Here is a 17,537-nt window from a genome sequence, read left to right on the forward strand (position 1 = left end):
TAAATTGCCTAAAAGTTAAGTGCCCTGAACCGATCGAGGGTTGCAACGAGCGTCGCATTGAAACAGGGGTGTATATAACAGAAGTCCCAAACGTGAAACGGCTCAATGTTCAAATTTCGCCGTTCATTCTTGGGGAACTATTGGAATCTATGGCGCGCATTCACTGATATCAATCAGATACAAATCAAGCACCGTGCGCCTCCATGACGGTCTCGACGTACTGGATCAACCGATCAAAAAATACCACCTGGTCAGCGACAACTACCACCGATGGTTACGGGAGGTCAGCCTACTGATCCAAAGCGGTGGTCCTGATGATCAATTCGAACTCGGCCACGACTTCCGGCTGACGTTGCCGGAGATATCGAGTGACTGCGCCGTTTTCTAGCAGCTTGGTCAGGTAACCCTTGGCAAGCACGAGATTTAACACGTCCTGCCCGTAGGTTTGTTCGACCATTTTGTACTGCCCTTGAAGGTTTGCCATTTCCCGCTCCATTTTTGCGATCTGCTCCTGCGATACGCCGGTCATTTTCTGCGGCTTTTTGCCTTCGACCAGCAATTCGGCCGGCGTCGCCACCAGCATGGCTTCGGCGTAAGCCGTCGTCACGGTGTTCGCCGACACCATCAACTCGACACATTCCACTTGTCGCGTGGTTTTCATCTTCCGCAGCACACGGGAAATCTCTGCTGAAAACTGCCGGTCCTTCAGCATTTCCGCAGCCTCGGGGCAGATTCCATCCAGCAATGTCATTTTCTTGATGATATGGCTGACGTCAACGCTGAGCGCCTTGGCCAGACGCTCGGGCGACACACCGCGCTCAATCGCGCGCCGAATCATGAAATGTTCCTGAATGGTCGACAGTCGATTGATCCGGCTGTTGTAGGTATATCCTTCGTCGTCCTTGGCCACCAGGCAAGGCGCGTCGGCGTAGCCCAGATCGCTCAGGACAATCAGGCGGATATGCCCGTCCAGGAGCATGTGTTGGGACGACTTCTTGATCGCCTGGGTGACTGAAAGCGGTTCAATCAATCCAACCTCCTCGATCGACGAACGGATTTGCTTGAATTTCCTCGACGTCGCCAGTCCTTCCGGCGCTTTTCGTGACGGCAGGATGTTCGTCAATGGAACCGACAAGGCATCCATCGAGAAACCGAGGGTAATACCTGTCATGCCATGCTCCCGCCAGACCACACACGTTCGGCCAGATATTTTGGCAAGGTATCGAGTCCTTCGGCACGCAGCAGATTGGTAAAGTTTTCGTCTGCAAGAAGTTCGCGTAAAGCGCCGACGACAAAAAGCAGGCGTTGTTGTGAGAACTCCGCCTTTTTCACCATCAACCGCTGCCGTTCGACTTCCTTCTGATAGGTCCTGACGAGGCTGGACTGCGTCACGTCGACCGGCTTTCGTGATCTGCCGCGCGCCACGGAGCGCCCCAAGGTGTGGCGCCGTTCGATCACTCGTCGGGCTTCGCGCAGATGTTTTCCGCGCAGCTTTCCAGATTCGTAGGCATCCTGCAAGGCTGTCTGAACCGCTTTGTCGTCGTCGCCGGCGCCAACGATCGCCAGGGCCGCATTGAGCGGAATTTTGCCCTTTTCAACTCCGACAATCAATCGCTCTTCCCCGTGCTGAAGCAATGTCAGAATGCCCCACACATACTCCGGCGTGAGGCCGGTTTTAGCGGCGATCGCTTTCTTATCATAGCCTTGGTCTCGCAATGCCACGATGCCAGCGAGGATTTCGAGGGGCCGACATTGGCGACGGGCGATATTTTCCGCGAGGCTCATGATGAATGCGTCCTCGTCACTGACAGCGACGATCAACGCCGGGATCGTGGTTTCTCCCGCCGACTTAAATGTCTTGAGACGCCCTTCGCCACAAACAAGCAAATACCGTTCGGTGCCATCCTCCGCTGCGCGCGGAGTCACGGTGATTGGTTTCTTGAGCCCGATCGTCTGGATATTGCCGGCAATTTCGTCGAATATCTTTGCGTTACGTTCGCGCGGGTTGTGGACATCGATGCGGTCCACTGGAATCATACGCAGCTCGCCTGGTTTATGTTTTATGGTCATGCCATTCTCCTTAGCCGGGTGCGTTCTGCCATTCCGTACAGGTAATCCAGCGTGTCAAAGCGGTAACTCTCCAGTTCAACCGCGTTCTGATCCGCCAGACTGAGGCGCTGCAGTCCGAAATCCAGTCGCGGCAACAGGTAGTAATCGAGGGCACTTTTGTTGTCATGGTCGAGCCGCACGGCCACGGTGATGTCGGGCAGGAGGCTGGTGTCGAATCTGATTTTCCAATGGTGCCGGCCAGAGTCGTGCGTCTGGCAACGCGCGAGTACGAGAGAAACGTTGAATTCGCCGTTGACGTGTAACAGGTCGGTCGCCGGGTCGCGCATAACCCGGCCGCCCAATTCGGCGATTTGCTGCTCGGTCTGAGCCACGATGCCCGGGTGCAAAGTCCGCAGGAAACGATTCACTTCCAGATAGCGATAGTCCCGGTCCGGAGTGAAGCCGACCATCTGATAGGCTTTGACCAGACTGCCGAAGCGAAAGGCATACACCGACGAAGAAGGCATGCCATCCGTTTCGTTGATGATCAGGCCGGAGAGCAGTCCGCGATTTTTGTAGAGCGACCGGAGCCGGTCCACAAGTTCTTCATTGGTGTAGCGCCTGGTCCGGGCGCGGATGATTCCCTGCGCCGTGTAAAAGATGTCGGGCGGCACTATGGGCTCGAAGGCGCCGTCCTTCTTGATCCACATGTCGGGCGTGTTGATCACCCGCAGCTTTTTGAGTTTGAAGGAGATGCGGTTGTACACATTATTGCCGACGTATTTTTCGTTGATCAACACCTGATGCACGGTGGCACGGGTCCATGCCCGATCCAGATCAGTAAGCACGTTCATCGCGTTCAAGCGCACGGCGATTTCTGACTCGACCAAACCGTCGTCAATAAACCAGCGGTAAATCTGGCTCACGATGCGGATTTCATCCTCCGGGCCTGGCATCAGAATCACGCGGTCCGTTTGCAGGCTCTTGTGCTCACCGCGAGTCAGTTCGGTTTTGATGGAGCCGTTCTGGTCAATCAATACGCGGCGCAGACCGTAGCCAGCCGGGCCACCCTGCCGATAACCGAGTTCGATCAACCGACATTGCCCGGCAAACACCTTGGCCGATAGTTCCCGGCTGTACTCGCCGGCCATTGCGCGCTTGACACCTTTGACGATGGTCGATACCGGCGACCCGTCGTTCTCGAACTGCTCGGCGCAGTAGGCAACCTGGATGCCGGCGCGTCGACACCGGTATTCGTAATACGCGCTCTCGTCTGCATCCTGGAAGCGTCCCCATCGGCTGACGTCGTAGACCAGAATGATCGAAAAATCCGCCGTGCCGCTTTCGACGTCCTTGAGCAGCTGCTGCAGCGATACGCGTCCATCGATGCGCAGACCGCTCTTGCCGGCGTCGGCATAAGTGCGAACGATCTCAATGCCACGGTGAGCAGCGTATTCACGGATCTTGTCGGCCTGGTTCTCGGTGGAGTATTGCTGGTGTTCGGTCGACATCCGAACGTACTCGACCGCCCTCAGCAGGGCTGGCTGCACGACACCAACATCGCTTGGTTCGCCTGGTTGCATAATCCCGATCGCCCTCATCAATTGGAATTTCGGCTCTCGGAAATTCACCTTTCTTTAAATGGCGGCGATCGTCAAGGCGCCCTTCCGTTGATAAACCAGGATGGCAGCGTTTCGAAATCGCGCTTGGCGTGTCGAGAGTGCATATGTGCAATACGGTAGCATTGATGCATCGAATCACGGCACACGTCCTCTCTTTGCAATTTCGACGTGTGGCACGCACTGGCACGCGTGCGCCGTGATTTCGACTGTCCACACGTCCATCTTTGCAATTTCGTTGGGTACGATCAAGTGAAGGCGATAGATGCCAGACGGCAGGGGAATCACCGGAATTGACACGTCCATCTTTGCAATTGCGGCATTTTGGGGTCGTTGGTTGCGCTCGCGTTGCTGTGTGCGATTGCGATCAACATACTCCGGGTGCGCTTCGCGGTATTCGCGCCAGTAGTTAGAATTGCGATTGCTCCAGGCTTGCTGCGCCCGCGCCTGGTTATCTTGATAATCTGGATCGTGCTTCAGTTTGTCACGCTGCCAACGCCGTCGGCGTTCACGCTGACATTCTTTTGCCGAGCAGTAACACTGCTGGGGAACTTGGGGACGTGGCTGAAATACCTGACCGCAGGTCACGCAATGCTTGATCTCCATGTGATTTCTCCATACATAAATCATGTACGAAGCGTGCGTGAATATGAGCTAACCCAACAAACGTCACTTCTCCCAAAGTTCTGCCGTACAATCTCTTCCTCATGAATATCTTTTTTGCCCTTGCAGAAGGTCGCGGCCGGATTTCGGAAACCAATCTCAGCGCGTTTACCGCCTTCCTACTTACGCCCAACCGTGCTCACGGATTGGGAGAATCCTTCCTCCGTGCTTTTTTGCAGTGGGTAGCTAACGAATGTGGGGAGCCAGATCGCTTTCAATCAATACTTACTTCCAAGCGTCTTAATGCCGAAGTTGGCCTTGAGGTACGTCACACTTTGAATATGATTGATCGCACGGTCGACGTCGAAATCAAATTATTTGAGTCTCGTCCTGCCGGCGATGGCCGCGAACTTCATCGAATCATTGTTGAAAACAAAATCAAATCCGGCGCCGCACAAGACGCTCAGTTCGACGACGAGTTCAATTGCGTTCTGGCAGAGGTTGACGACGGCACTCCCATCACTGCTGTATTTTTGACGCCTGATAGCAGAGCAACTGGGCTGCAGCAAGAATATGATCGACTGACGCTACCAACAGTTGGTTTGCATCGCAAAGTATGGCTTCGCTGGACATCGGGATTTTCCAGCGGGACAGGCACATCGGTGACCGAACTTGTGCGAGATTTATTGCGCAGGGAAGCGGCGGCGGAGATTGAACCAGTTAGTGAATATACCCGTCATACGTTGAAAGCATTCGTCCAATTTTTAAACGGCATGTTAGCGTCAGCCAGCCCGGAGCGCGCAGGCGTGGATCCGGAAGATAGTGAGATCGTTGACGAACAATTGGTAACTATCGGTTCGGACCAATTTCAACTAATACGCTACGAAAATAGCACGATCAAGGTCTATGACCAAGTCACGAAACAAGAGGTATCCGCAAAACCAGTTCTGCGCGACATCAATACAGCATTGAGCCTCGGTATCGATCTCTGCAACAGCAGGGGAAATAATCGGAACACCCTGCAGCTTGGTCGCGCGATCATGGATAAGCTGCGCGAGCGTGGCACTTAAACGCGACCAACGCTTTGCGCATTTACGACGCGAAGGGAGTGTTCATCTACCTATTACCGCCATCCTTCGCCGGCCCGCCAATTCATTTCGTGACTACCGCTCCTCGAAACCGATGCCAGCACCGGCAATAAAAATTCACGGAGATCATTAATCACCGCTCCAAATGACATTGGGTCCAGTGCGTTTTTGCGCAGGAATGCCTGCCACTGTTTTTCCTTCTGAATATCGTTGACGAACTCGTCACTCAATCCGATCGGAATGCCTTGCGGCACGGGAGTTTGCCGACGCTCGAAGGTGGCCGCTACTGCACGCGTCAGCACAGTGCCGTCGAAATCCGAATGGCGTGCCAATATCCAGAGGTCGAAAAAATCCTTCATCCGACTATTCAAGATTCCAAGCGATGTCAGCGCTTCGAATTTTTCTGCGACCACGGTATAGCGTGGATAGACTCTGAGTTGCGGCTCCGGCATGCCATGCAATATAGTCGGGTATTCCGCATCTTCCGGGCCGGGTACGACAGCATCACCAAACCCGATGTCGATCTGAACCGGACATCGGGCATTGTCTAGCAGGCCCATCAGGAGGATCCGGACGCCAGCGTAATTGGCCTCTTTGCGAATTTCAGCGCCCTTGACAGAGTCCGGCCGGAAGACGATGCCATCCTCGACCGTGATGCGGCAGATATCTCGGAAGACCTCTTCCAGATGAGGAATATCGGCCGAACCGAAACCAAGAAAATCGGCGTCATGGGTCGGCCGATGTGGTACGTCGAACCACAGATCGAATAGCAATGCCCCCTTGAGCAGAAACTGATCACGCTGACTGGAGACGCTCAATCGGTAGAGCAGACGTTCCAGCGCGTATCGGGTCAACAACAGATTGAAGTCCAGCTTCTCGGCCCGTGCCTTGTTGAGCAACCTGCTGCGAACGGAGGCTCCGATGTTTTTGATGTTCATGCCAAGCTTTCCAGATATGGGCGCATTACGTTGGCCACGCGGCAAATCTTGGCGTAGTGCCAGATGTCGTCACTCGTCATGCGCTTCTCGTGCCAAGCCTCGCGCAACGCCTCCAGAGCGACGTCAAGACCTATCTTGTTGCGATATTTAAAACAGTCGGCGACGGTTTTAGCGACGCTCGTTACCCGAATGGTTACGCCATCCACAATGTGGTTCTCGATACCGTCGATGAGTGCCACTCCGGAAAAGCGTACGATGCGCAGCCGCGGATAGTCGAGTTTGGGCGCAATGGCCTTGTTTTCGATCGCCAGCCACACCTCGAAGGGAGCTTGGGTCGTCAGGCCGTGAAATCGTAGCGCCGAGAGGAGGCAGACGATACCCTTGGGGACTCTGCTTGCGACTTCGGCCAATGATCCATGAGCTGAAACATCACGCCCAGGCAGACCATAGAGCCCCCGCCCGACACGTTCCAGTTCGCCGCGCTGGACGGCACGGGAAAGGGATATTCGGGAAATTCCTAATGGCGCCAGATCGCGCGGGCGAATTAAACCGTGGGATCGTGCCAGATTGATCAGCCTCGCGGCAGTGTTGTCCATGTCCTGCATGATGTTACATAACCTCGGTAAATGTCAATATTTACCGATATATTGGAACGAATGCATCGCAGGCGATTATGGCAGGTCCTGGCAGCTTCAGCGGCCACGATCTCGGTGAAAATTCCATCAATGTGACTGGTTGTACGCCTCAAAAATCATCGAAAAAGCACAGGCGATGCCGTTCGACTCACCGAAGTTCACTGGCTCATCGTTGTCCGGATAACAAAAAACCGCCGACGCCCGCACCATATTGATGTAAGCCGGCCTGAAATCCCCTGACTCTTCCAGTTGTCCCAATGCCTCAGTTTCGATTTTTCGCAACAGCCGCCACGTTAGCATATGCCCTGCTGTGCGATGCGATTCGACCAATGTGGCGACGACCGGCTTCAATCTCCCGATCACCGCATCGAACTCGGTTACATCCACCATCGACATGACTCCCTCGCGATATACTGTATATATAACCAGTATATTGCAGGAGTCATGGAAAATATAGTGCTTTCGCGAACATTTGCATGGAGCAACATATCCCCAGATGGACGCGGGTTCGGTTCCGCTTTCGGAATTGAATCAACAGCCAATTGTTGCCGTCAACGCCATATCAAAATAACATTACTATCGTAGCCGTGACGCTCTTGAACCGCGAAACCCTCAATATTCCGCACCGATTTGCGGCGTTCCTCAACCGCTGAACTGACGCTGGCGGACACAAGGGGCGACACCTCCACCAATATTATTGCTAAGCCACTGACTTGTCAGTGGCTTTTGCATTTTCAGAACGCTCAGCTTCAATTTTATTAATTCAAAAATCGCGTTCATACGTTATGCACACGCTTATGCATGCGACGCAGTCCCAGCCATACGCCGGCGGCAACAAAGGGAACCAATATCCCGACGACAGCATCAGTATTGAGGATTAGTCCGAATACTTTCGCAGCTTTGCCTGTGTAGCTGAATAAGCCGATGACGTAATACGAAATCGCTGCTACGGATAGGCCCTCGACCGCTTGTTGCAGATGTAACTGCTGTGCGGCGCGGGCGTTCATGGATTGTAGTATCTGGCGGTTCTGCGCTTCTTGCACGATGCCGACGCGGGTTCGTAACAAGTCATTCGAGTTGGCGATCCGCTGTGCCAGTGCTTCCTGGCGGCTCGCCATTGCGTCGCAGGTATTCATTGCGGGTGTAAGGCGTCTGTCCATAAACTCCTCGACCATGGGAATTCCCTCGATCCGGACTTCACGTAACTCTTCGATACGCGCGTGCACCAGGCGCACGTAGGCTTTAGATGCAGAAAAACGGTAACTATTATCAAGTGACAGTTTTTCTATCCGCGCGGCTAATCGCGTGATCTGATCGAGCAAAGCTCGCTCAGATACGCCGGAGTGTTCTGATAGTTCTGCACTTGCCGCATCATCGGTCTCGACCATCGCACCGGCAAGTGCAACCAGTTTGTTTTCGATCGCATTTAAGGCGGGAGCGGCTCTGTGCGCATAGGGCAACCCCAGCAGCGCCATCATCCTGTAGGTTTCGATCTCGAGCACACGCTGCACCAGACGTCCTGCCTGCAAAGCACGCATGCCGACGTCGCGAATCACAAACCGGCTGAAACCGTCTGCCTGTATCGCGAAATCCGTCCATAGCTCGCCGCCCTGCATCACATAGCTGCCTGCGAGTACATTACCCTCGAAAACCCTTTGCAGGCCTTGCGCGAAGGCCTCTGTCCTGCCACCGCTATCGTCAAGGACAACATGGGCAGCAACGATGATTTTCCCCTTCAGGCTGAGCAACCATTCTTCAGGCAACTGCAATACCGGCATTGCCGAAAACGCTTCGGCAACCGGTAACGTGCGCTCTAGCCGCTCAGCGAATGTATAAGTCGCAAACTCAGTATGGCATTCCCATTTCAAGCGGAAATGACCAAAATCATAGTAAAAATATTTGGACTCAAGCATAGGCGGCGTAACACCAAAGTGCGTGCACAATGCGGCCAATGTTGCATGCTGCTCAGCGGCGATTGAGCTTAATGTGACCTCATCGCTATCGCGATATACAGCAAAATGGGAGACCAGCTCAGGTGCTTCCAGTTTTAAAAATGGCCTCGAATGAATCTCCGCGGCAAGAGGAACGCGCAGAGCGTGGTTGAGACTCGAGTAAGTGATTGTCATAAGGCTGGGTCCGTCAATGAGAAATCAATTTCTAGTCATTTGTGCATGTTTACTCCGAATTACGGCTATCGTCTGTAAGAACAAATACTGAGATGCCGCACCTGGGACGTTTTTTGCATGCGCACCAAGCAAACGCAAGTCCTACGGTAACGGAAAACGCCATATAGGTTAAAGAAGAATACCAAAAAGTGTCGCCTTTAATGGCGGTCTAATCTGCTGGGCGATCATTATGTTCATCAGCGCAAATGAACTATAGAGTGGTTACGGCGTAGTCATGGCAAACGAAAAAACAGCCGCATCTGCGGCTGTTTTTTTCAATTCGACGTCAATTAAAAAATTGACTGGACCGTCTTTTCTTAAGAATTTTTCGCATCATAGTAACTTTGTACTCCATCAGCCCAAGACTGATCTGCCATATCCGGCCAATCGTTTGAATCAAACCCTGGAGCATTTTCAAATCGCTCTTTAGTCACGTTCAAAGTAAATTGCTTATTTACAGTATCCAGTTTTAATGCACTCCAGGGAACTGCAAGTAATTTTTCACCAATACTAAAAACCCCACCGAAAGAAAGTACCGCATAAGCGATTTTTCCTGACCGCATATCAAGCATAATCTCTTTGATATCACCAAGATGTTCCTCCTCAAGATTATGGACGTGATCGCCGATTAAAGTGCCAGCACCCATAATTTCCGGGCCTGGACCTTTTTTACCGTTTTCTTTATACATGCCATAAGTATCGCGTTCAACATAAGTCATTTCGAACTCCTATAATTAACAATCGGACTTCATCTTCTCTCAACAACTAATACGCGTCAGTTCGGTATCACACACACTTGCTGGCCTACCATACGCTCGGCAACTCATGATTTTCTGAACGACACTCCCCTGAAGCTTTTCGTCTTAACACTGACGATCGTTTCAATACCGCGCTCTCCATGCATATCGGTATCGACAAGACCTCGTTGCAAGTCGTTATAAGCTTGCTTCATCTTTGGTCTTGGCAGTACAGGTTGCGTATCAGATATCTCGTCACGCTCGTGGGGTAGATGTAAGGTAGGACGTTTCGGTTTTGAGTTCGTCATTGTCTTTGTGAGGATAGATTAGGTGCTATGAATAATTTACTAGCGATGGATTGATGAATAGTGAGCAATAATGTTATGCCAAAACTTTTCAACAAAAAAACTAACTTAAGTTAACTCATCACAAATAATTTGGTGCTGGTATGTTTCCCGACCGCCAGCGCCGGTAGTCCGGCATTCAATGATTTAAAGAAAAATACGCTTACCTCGATGGGCTTTATTTTTCAAATTGACTAAAAATATCTACCTTAAATCAGTGACCAAAACGGATTTGATGACAATAACGACTAATATCAAAACACTCTGTGCGCTATCAAACCTAATGTCGACATTGCCGCAGTGGCGAATGTTAAAAGACGAGGCGCATACTGAGTAGAGAGTGATCAAGATTTTCACTCTTAAAAAACCAAACTATTTCGCTGTCGGAAAATGCACAGATGTCGGTGTTTTATTAGTCCTGCTTAACGTCTCATTACTCACTCTCCAAATGACATTGCCGACATCATCCGCTACCAGCAATGCACCTATACGATCTAGTGCGACACCTACTGGCCGTCCATAGGCTGTTCCCTTATCACTTAAAAATCCAGTCAAAACATCAATTGGTTGCGTGCTCGGGACACCTTTTATAAACGGCACAAAAATGACTTTATAGCCGCTATGTGGCCTACGATTCCATGAGCCATGCTGACCAATGAACATTCCGTCTGAAAATATAGTAGGCAAAGTATTTCCAGACGCAGCAGCCAAACCAAGAGAGGCGGTATGTGCTCCTAAGGCATAATCCGGTCGCAACGCACTGGCGACTAAGTCTGGTCGCTGCGGTATTACACGTACATCGATATGCTGACCAAAATAACTATATGGCCACCCATAGAATCCGCCGTCACGAACCGAGGTCATATAGTCTGGAACTAAATCGTCTCCTAGCTCATCTCTTTCATTTACAACCGTCCACAAGGCTCTGGTTAATGGCTCCCAGGCAAGTCCATTGGGATTACGTAATCCTGATGCGAATACACGATGGGATCCCGTCTTAAGATCGACCTCCCAAATCGACGCCCGCTCAAACTCCGCTTCCATGCCGCGTTCGGCAACGTTACTATTCGATCCCACGGTAACGTAGAGTTTTGAATAGTCTGAATTAGCAATAAGATTTTTTGTCCAATGATGATTAATTTTTCCAGCTGGAAGATTCAAGAGTCGTCGGGCTGGTTGCGTGATTGTGGTCCCACCCGACTGATAAGTGAAATAAACAACGGCATCAGAATTGGCGACATACAGGTTGTTGCCTACCAAAACCATTCCGAATGGCGAGTTAAGACCGCTGAGCAAGACTGACCTAAAATCTGCAATGCCATCACCATTTGTATCTCGTAAAAGCGTAATGCGGTTTGCACTCGGTACAGCGGCACCAGCACGTTTCATTACTAATCCCATTACCCAAGATTTAATCCCTGTTGCATCATCAGGCTTTGGAGGAGCGTTGCTTTCCGCGACTAGCACGTCACCATTGGGTAATACCAAAATCCAGCGCGGATGATCAAGATCACGTGCAAAGGCTTCTACATGTAGGCCAGGCGCACCATGTGGCTTACTATCTTTGGGCCATCCCACAGCAGGCGCAATATTCACTGTTGGGATCAAAAATTTCTGGGGGGACGGCAATACCGGATTCACACCAAAGCCGGAACCAACCGGCAACGGTTGAACGTCCGTGCACGAAGCAGTTGTGACGCCAATAATCACTGCAAGACTCAATGATAAAAATATCCGTAATTTCACGTCGCGCCTGTCACTTGATAAATGATTCCAGTCTGGGACCGACCTGATTTATCTTGTCGAATCTCACTTGGATACGATTGATGTTTTAGTGGAAACTCTCTATAGTAAATTAGGCAATAAATGAATCCCTACTAACTGGCAACACAACCTGACCTGCGGCCCTTAACCAGCATTACAAAAACTAGTCATTAGGGCACTTAATGAGACTAGGATCATTTCGACGTAAGCTCAGTGCGCTATCAAACATAAAGATAAAAAAAGCCGCTACCCTAGTGCTTGTTTCCCCCAAAAAAAGCCATAACAAAAAATAACCGCGTGTTGGGATGTATCACTAAATCAAACTGGGTTAAGAAGAAGTTGCCGCAAACGCCGTTTTTCAATTTCGGTTACTCTCTCGCACACGCTCGTTTTGCATAACAAATTGAAATACATAGGGGATATTTTGCATACTCAATTTACACGCCGTCTGGCTTTATTGAATCAAGAAAAGCATCGTCCGCTGGTAGTTCAGGGATTACGCGGCATAGAACGAGAAACTCTGCGCGTTGATCCGACAGGCAGGCTGGCAGCGACTCAGCATCCGCTTGCGCTCGGTTCTACCCTGACGCACGCTCAGATCACGACCGATTATGCTGAGACCCTGCTGGAATTCATTACGCCCACGGATAGCGATATCGCTACAACCTTAAATAAGCTAGACACGATTCACCGGGTCGCTTACAGCGCATTGGGTAGCGAAATGCTGTGGAGTCAATCGATGCCGAGTATTTTGCCGGCTGAGAAAGATATTGAAATCGCCTGGTATGGTAAGTCGCATATCGGCATGCTCAAGCACGTATATCGTCGCGGCCTTGCCTTGCGCTATGGCAAAGCGATGCAATGTATCGCCGGTATTCATTACAATTATTCACTGCCTGAAACATTGTGGTCTTTGCTCAAGCAAGAGGAAGACGTATCGGGCACTGAACAGCAGTTTCAGTCAGAGAGCTATATCGCGCTGATACGCAATTTCCGTCGTTACAGCTGGCTGTTGATGTATTTGTTCGGCGCATCGCCTGCCCTGTCACGTTGCTTCCTGCAAGGACGCGATCATCATCTGGATCGTTTGTCCGAAGATACGCTCTATCTGCCATATGCCACTAGCTTGCGCATGAGCGATCTCGGCTATCAGAACGATGCGCAATCGGGTCTGCGCCCGCAAGAAAACAGCTTGGAAAGTTATGTTAAAACTTTATCGGATGCGGTCAGCAAGCCCTATCCTCCGTATGCGGCACACGGTACCAAGAACGGTGATGGTGAATGGATACAGCTCAGCACCAATATTCTGCAAATAGAGAACGAGTATTACTCAACAATCCGTCCTAAACGTGTAATACGGAGCGGCGAGCGTCCGATACAAGCACTATGTGGCAGAGGCGTGCAATACATCGAAGTCCGCTGCATGGATGTCGACCCGTTTGAGCCGGTTGGCATCAGCCTGGAAACCGCGCGCTTCCTCGATGTATTCCTCCTGTTTTGCGCACTAGATGCGAGTCCGGCCATTTCAGCGGAAGAAAGCCAGGAGCAGGCTGCCAATTTTGCACTCACAGTGAAGGAAGGCAGACGTCCTGACCTGTCTTTATTGCGACAAGGCGAAGCGATTAATTTGCAAGTATGGGGACAGGATTTATTATCAAAAATACGCCCGATTGCCGAGCTTCTGGACCAGGAACATGGTACCAGTTGCCACACTAGCAGTATGCACACACAACTGCAAAAACTACAGGATGCGTCGCTGACACCATCAGCCCGTGTATTGCAGGCGATGAGCGAGCATGGCAACTCTTTCCATCAGTTTGGTCTGCATCAGTGCCAGCAGCACGCTGCTTACTTCAAAGCAAATCCGCCAAACAGTGAGGAAAGTCACACCTTCAAGGAACTTGCTGCCAAGTCGCTGGCGGAACAGGCGCAGTTAGAGCACGAGCAAACCGGGAGCTTCGACGATTATGTCGCCGCTTATCTTGCAAGCAGTCTGTGCAAGTCAACGCCTTAAATCGGACGCAATCGAACATAGCTGAGTTTGCCATGCCCGTGAAACCTTCTGCATTAAAACCTGACCGCCATACCGATGTTGACGGCAAGCTGCATCCGCGCAATCGTCACCAGGGTCGCTACGACTTTCGTCAGTTGATCTCGGCAGAACCTTCTCTGGCTGAATTTATCCAGAAAAGTATCGGTGGTGACGACCGTATTGATTTTGCGGATCCCGACGCGGTCAAAGCATTGAATCGCGCTTTACTCAGACAACATTACGGCATTACCGCCTGGGATATTCCAGCGAACCATCTTTGCCCACCCATACCAGGTCGCGCTGACTACCTGCATTATCTGGCTGATCTCCTGGCAAGCAGCAATGGCGGCAAAATTCCCAAAGGTGGCTCGATACAAGTCATGGATATCGGGGTCGGTGCAAATTGCATCTACCCGTTGATCGGCTGCAAGGAATATCAGTGGCGATTTGTCGGAACTGACGTCAGTGCAGCATCACTGGGCAATGCGCAGACAATACTGGACGCTAATCCTGAGGCAAAATCAGCGATACAACTCCGTCATCAAACATCGAAAAATACTATTTTTAAAGGTGTTGTTGCGGAGGATGAATGGTTCGACCTGACCATGTGCAATCCGCCATTTCATGGCTCAGCAAAAGAGGCTGCAGAAGGTACTCAACGCAAGTGGAGCAATCTGGGAAAGGACGCTGCTAAACACAACAGCTCACTCAATTTTGGTGGACAAGATACAGAATTGTGGTGTCCTGGTGGTGAAGCCGCGTTTATCCAACGGATGATAAAAGAGAGCAAAGAGATCGCCACGCGCAGTTTTTGGTTCACTACGCTGGTATCCAAATCAGCAAACCTGCCTGGCCTTCAGGCGAGCCTAAAGCAAGCGGGCGTGTACGACAGCAAAACAATCTCGATGAGTCAGGGACAAAAACAGAGTCGTTTTCTGGCATGGACATTTCTGAATCCGGCGCAACAAGGCGCGTGGCGCAAATTACGCTGGTCAAAAGCCTGAGTCCGGCTCACAGAACGGTGTAATCTCGGAGACTCACCGGTCAGGCTAGTGTGTCCGTATCAAAAGTACGGCATCGTGAGACCTTCCATGTCAAAAGTCCGCTGAACGCAAGGCCGCTCTGCCAGCAGGTTCAAAAATTTCCCCAGATGCTCGCGATCTCGTGCCGGATTCTGCATATTGCGTGTCCAACGGCACAGCATGAATAAATAAGGATCGAGTATGCTGAATTGCTCGCCTAATAAATAGTTGCCGCCTGACAGGGCCAGATTGTTTTCTAACAAATCGATCATCTCAGCAACACGCGCCTCTGCATGCGCTTTTACCTGCGCAATGGCGGCATCGTCAGTCGCCAGTCGGTGTGGATAAAAATACGTAATCAGCTCGGCCTGCAAGGTATTCGTCAGATACATCAGCCACCGATACAACTGCGCGCGTTGCGGCGTCCCCAAAGAAGGTACGAGCTTGCCCTGAGAGTATTTATCGGCAAGATGCAGACAAATCGCCGCAGTTTCTGTCAAAACCAAACCGTCGTCCAATAATGCCGGTATCTTGCCGGTCGGATTCAGTTTCAGATAAGCAGCCGCCTGATGCTCTTTCTTCTCGGTATCGACCAACACCAGCTCGTAAGGCAGGCCCATCTCTTCGAGAATCATATGCGGCGCTAGATTGGCATTGCCTGGAAAGTAATAAAGTTGAATCATGAAGGTTGCTTTCTTTCGGTGGTTTTCGACGGCAATAATGATCTCAATCCCCCAGACGATCTGAGCGGCGTATCGATCAGGTTTAATGAAGCAGACGCTTAAGGGTAAAATACTGGATTAGTCAGCAATTTTACCTTGCTGGCATCACCTTGATTTTTGTTTTATCTGGAATACTGTAAATGCTACGCCTGACTGACATACAACTCCCTCTTGATCATCCTGAATCCGCTATTCAAGCGGCGATATTGCAGCGACTCGGCATTGCCGAAGAAGATCTGGTCAGTTTTATTATTTTTCGACGTAGCTACGATGCACGCAAAAAATCTGCGATTGTATTAATTTACACGATTGACGTAGAGACCAGGCAAGGCGATCAACTGCTCACCAGCATCAAAAATAAGTCAAATATCACGATCACTCCTGATACCAGCTACCGCTTTGTCACTCATGCGGAAGCCCCGCCGGCATTACGCCCCATCGTTATTGGATTTGGTCCCTGCGGTTTATTTGTTGCCCTGATTCTGGCACAAATGGGCTTTCGACCTATTGTTCTGGAACGCGGCAAAGAGGTACGTGAACGCACCAAAGATACCTGGGGTCTGTGGCGCAAACGTGAGCTGCAGCCAGAGTCGAATGTGCAATTCGGTGAAGGTGGTGCCGGTACTTTCTCGGATGGCAAATTATGGAGTCAGGTCAAAGATCCAAAACATTATGGTCGTAAAGTCCTCACAGAATTCGTCAAGGCCGGTGCGCCTGAAGAAATTATGTATGTTAGCAAACCGCATATCGGTACTTTCCGTCTGGTCAAAATGATTGAGGAAATGCGCGCCAATATTGAAGCGCTTGGCGGCGAAATACGCTTTCAGCAAAAAGTGACTGATATTGATATCGAGGATGGTCAGGTAAAAGGTGTGCAGCTTGAGAATGGCTCATACATCCCGACCAGACATCTGGTACTCGCCGTCGGACATAGTGCACGCGATACATTCCAGATGGTGCACCAGCGCGGCATTTATGTCGAAGCAAAACCCTTCTCAGTTGGCTTCCGTATTGAGCACCCTCAATCGGTCATTGATAAAGCGCGCTTCGGTCCAAATGCCGGCAATAAAATCCTCGGTGCTGCGGATTACAAGTTAGTACACCACGCAAGTAACGGACGCTCCGTTTATAGCTTCTGCATGTGCCCCGGCGGTACGGTCGTTGCTGCGACCTCAGAGCCAGGTCGTGTCGTAACAAACGGGATGAGCCAATATTCACGTAATGAGCGAAATGCGAATAGCGCCATCGTGGTTGGTATCACGCCGGCAGATTATCCGGAACATCCTTTGGCGGGGATTGATTTCCAGCGCAAACTGGAATCACTGGCTTATCAATTGGGTGGTGAAAATTACAATGCACCTGGTCAGCTGGTCGGTGATTTTTTAGCGAAAAAAACATCCACAGAATTAGGGACTGTTGTGCCTTCCTACAAACCAGGTATTACGCTGGTAGATCTGGCACAGGCGCTTCCCGCTTTTGCCATTGAGGCAATTCGTGAGGCCTTGCCCGAATTCGATAAGCAGATCAAAGGCTTTGCAATGAATGATGCCGTGATCACCGGCGTAGAAACCAGAACGTCATCACCGATCCGTATCAAGCGCGATGATCACTCTTTACAGAGCCTGAATACAAAAGGTTTATATCCTGCAGGAGAAGGCGCGGGCTATGCAGGGGGTATTTTATCTGCGGCGATTGATGGCATCCGGGTCGCTGAAGCGCTTGCGCTGGATATGCAGCATCACATGCAGCCGCCAGCAAAATAATCTGACCTTGCCGGAAATATCAAACGGGCCGGTCTTTGCGTCTCACTTTACCGGAC

At 50.9% G+C, this 17,537-nt stretch carries 15 protein-coding genes; 4 read left to right on the forward strand and 11 right to left on the reverse strand.

What is annotated here, in order from left to right; translation table 11 throughout:
* Positions 1-289 precede the first annotated feature (289 nt).
* The 4 genes from ACO0LE_RS07010 to ACO0LE_RS07025 all read right to left on the reverse strand — a co-directional run bounded on the left by ACO0LE_RS07010 (position 290) and on the right by ACO0LE_RS07025 (position 4,274).
* Positions 290-1,171, reverse strand: coding sequence for a plasmid partitioning protein RepB C-terminal domain-containing protein (locus tag ACO0LE_RS07010; RefSeq protein WP_422959698.1), 882 nt, complete (start codon positions 1,169-1,171; stop codon positions 290-292).
* Positions 1,168-2,070, reverse strand: a complete 903-nt coding sequence (locus tag ACO0LE_RS07015) for a plasmid partitioning protein RepB C-terminal domain-containing protein (protein WP_422959699.1) — start codon at positions 2,068-2,070, stop codon at positions 1,168-1,170. The genes ACO0LE_RS07010 and ACO0LE_RS07015 overlap by 4 nt, the downstream gene beginning before the upstream one ends.
* Positions 2,067-3,632 carry a recombinase family protein gene (locus ACO0LE_RS07020; RefSeq protein ID WP_422959700.1) on the reverse strand — a complete coding sequence of 522 codons (1,566 nt, stop codon included), beginning with the start codon at positions 3,630-3,632 and terminating at the stop codon, positions 2,067-2,069. The genes ACO0LE_RS07015 and ACO0LE_RS07020 overlap by 4 nt, the downstream gene beginning before the upstream one ends.
* A 174-nt stretch (positions 3,633-3,806) precedes the next feature.
* Positions 3,807-4,274 (reverse strand): hypothetical protein, encoded by a 468-nt coding sequence (locus ACO0LE_RS07025; protein ID WP_422959701.1) that lies wholly within the window; start codon positions 4,272-4,274, stop codon positions 3,807-3,809.
* A 101-nt stretch (positions 4,275-4,375) separates the two neighbouring features.
* On the opposite strand from ACO0LE_RS07025, the gene ACO0LE_RS07030 reads away from it, so the two are divergent.
* A complete protein-coding gene (locus ACO0LE_RS07030) occupies positions 4,376-5,341 on the forward strand; it encodes a PD-(D/E)XK nuclease family protein (RefSeq protein ID WP_422959702.1) in 966 nt (321 codons plus the stop codon).
* Between the two features lie 53 nt (positions 5,342-5,394).
* Here ACO0LE_RS07030 and ACO0LE_RS07035 read toward each other — a convergent pair whose 3' ends face one another.
* The 6 genes from ACO0LE_RS07035 to ACO0LE_RS07060 form a co-directional block, all read right to left on the reverse strand.
* Complete coding sequence (locus ACO0LE_RS07035) at positions 5,395-6,297, reverse strand: nucleotidyl transferase AbiEii/AbiGii toxin family protein (protein WP_422959703.1); 903 nt, start codon at positions 6,295-6,297, stop codon at positions 5,395-5,397.
* Positions 6,294-6,902 (reverse strand): type IV toxin-antitoxin system AbiEi family antitoxin domain-containing protein, encoded by a 609-nt coding sequence (locus ACO0LE_RS07040; RefSeq protein ID WP_422959704.1) that lies wholly within the window; start codon positions 6,900-6,902, stop codon positions 6,294-6,296. The genes ACO0LE_RS07035 and ACO0LE_RS07040 overlap by 4 nt, the downstream gene beginning before the upstream one ends.
* Before the next feature lie 117 nt (positions 6,903-7,019).
* Positions 7,020-7,322, reverse strand: a complete 303-nt coding sequence (locus tag ACO0LE_RS07045) for a DUF2471 family protein (protein WP_422959705.1) — start codon at positions 7,320-7,322, stop codon at positions 7,020-7,022.
* Positions 7,323-7,708: 386 nt separating this feature from the next.
* On the reverse strand, positions 7,709-9,058 hold the full coding sequence (locus tag ACO0LE_RS07050) for a DUF3422 family protein (RefSeq protein WP_422959706.1): 1,350 nt from the start codon (positions 9,056-9,058) through the stop codon (positions 7,709-7,711).
* Between the two features lie 356 nt (positions 9,059-9,414).
* Positions 9,415-9,816, reverse strand: a complete 402-nt coding sequence (locus tag ACO0LE_RS07055) for a PRC-barrel domain-containing protein (protein WP_422959707.1) — start codon at positions 9,814-9,816, stop codon at positions 9,415-9,417.
* A gap of 734 nt (positions 9,817-10,550) precedes the next feature.
* Positions 10,551-11,924, reverse strand: a complete 1,374-nt coding sequence (locus tag ACO0LE_RS07060) for a PQQ-dependent sugar dehydrogenase (protein ID WP_422959708.1) — start codon at positions 11,922-11,924, stop codon at positions 10,551-10,553.
* A gap of 442 nt (positions 11,925-12,366) precedes the next feature.
* Here ACO0LE_RS07060 and gshA point away from each other — a divergent pair, with 442 nt between their 5' ends.
* Together gshA and rlmF are read left to right on the forward strand one after the other, a co-directional pair.
* Positions 12,367-13,956, forward strand: coding sequence for a glutamate--cysteine ligase (gene gshA, locus ACO0LE_RS07065; protein ID WP_422959709.1), 1,590 nt, complete (start codon positions 12,367-12,369; stop codon positions 13,954-13,956).
* Between the two features lie 32 nt (positions 13,957-13,988).
* Positions 13,989-14,978: a 23S rRNA (adenine(1618)-N(6))-methyltransferase RlmF gene (gene rlmF / locus ACO0LE_RS07070; protein WP_422959710.1), complete on the forward strand. Its 990-nt coding sequence runs from the start codon at positions 13,989-13,991 to the stop codon at positions 14,976-14,978.
* 59 nt (positions 14,979-15,037) lie between these two features.
* Here rlmF and ACO0LE_RS07075 read toward each other — a convergent pair whose 3' ends face one another.
* On the reverse strand, positions 15,038-15,679 hold the full coding sequence (locus ACO0LE_RS07075; RefSeq protein ID WP_422959711.1) for a glutathione S-transferase family protein: 642 nt from the start codon (positions 15,677-15,679) through the stop codon (positions 15,038-15,040).
* Positions 15,680-15,858: 179 nt separating this feature from the next.
* Between ACO0LE_RS07075 and ACO0LE_RS07080 the strand changes: the two genes are divergently transcribed.
* The gene (locus ACO0LE_RS07080) at positions 15,859-17,481 is read left to right on the forward strand and encodes an NAD(P)/FAD-dependent oxidoreductase (protein ID WP_422959712.1); all 1,623 of its coding nucleotides are present in this window, start codon (positions 15,859-15,861) and stop codon (positions 17,479-17,481) included.
* Positions 17,482-17,537: the final 56 nt, after the last annotated feature.

It is taken from the genome of Undibacterium sp. Xuan67W, assembly GCF_049340165.1.
Classification (GTDB): domain Bacteria; phylum Pseudomonadota; class Gammaproteobacteria; order Burkholderiales; family Burkholderiaceae_D; genus Undibacterium.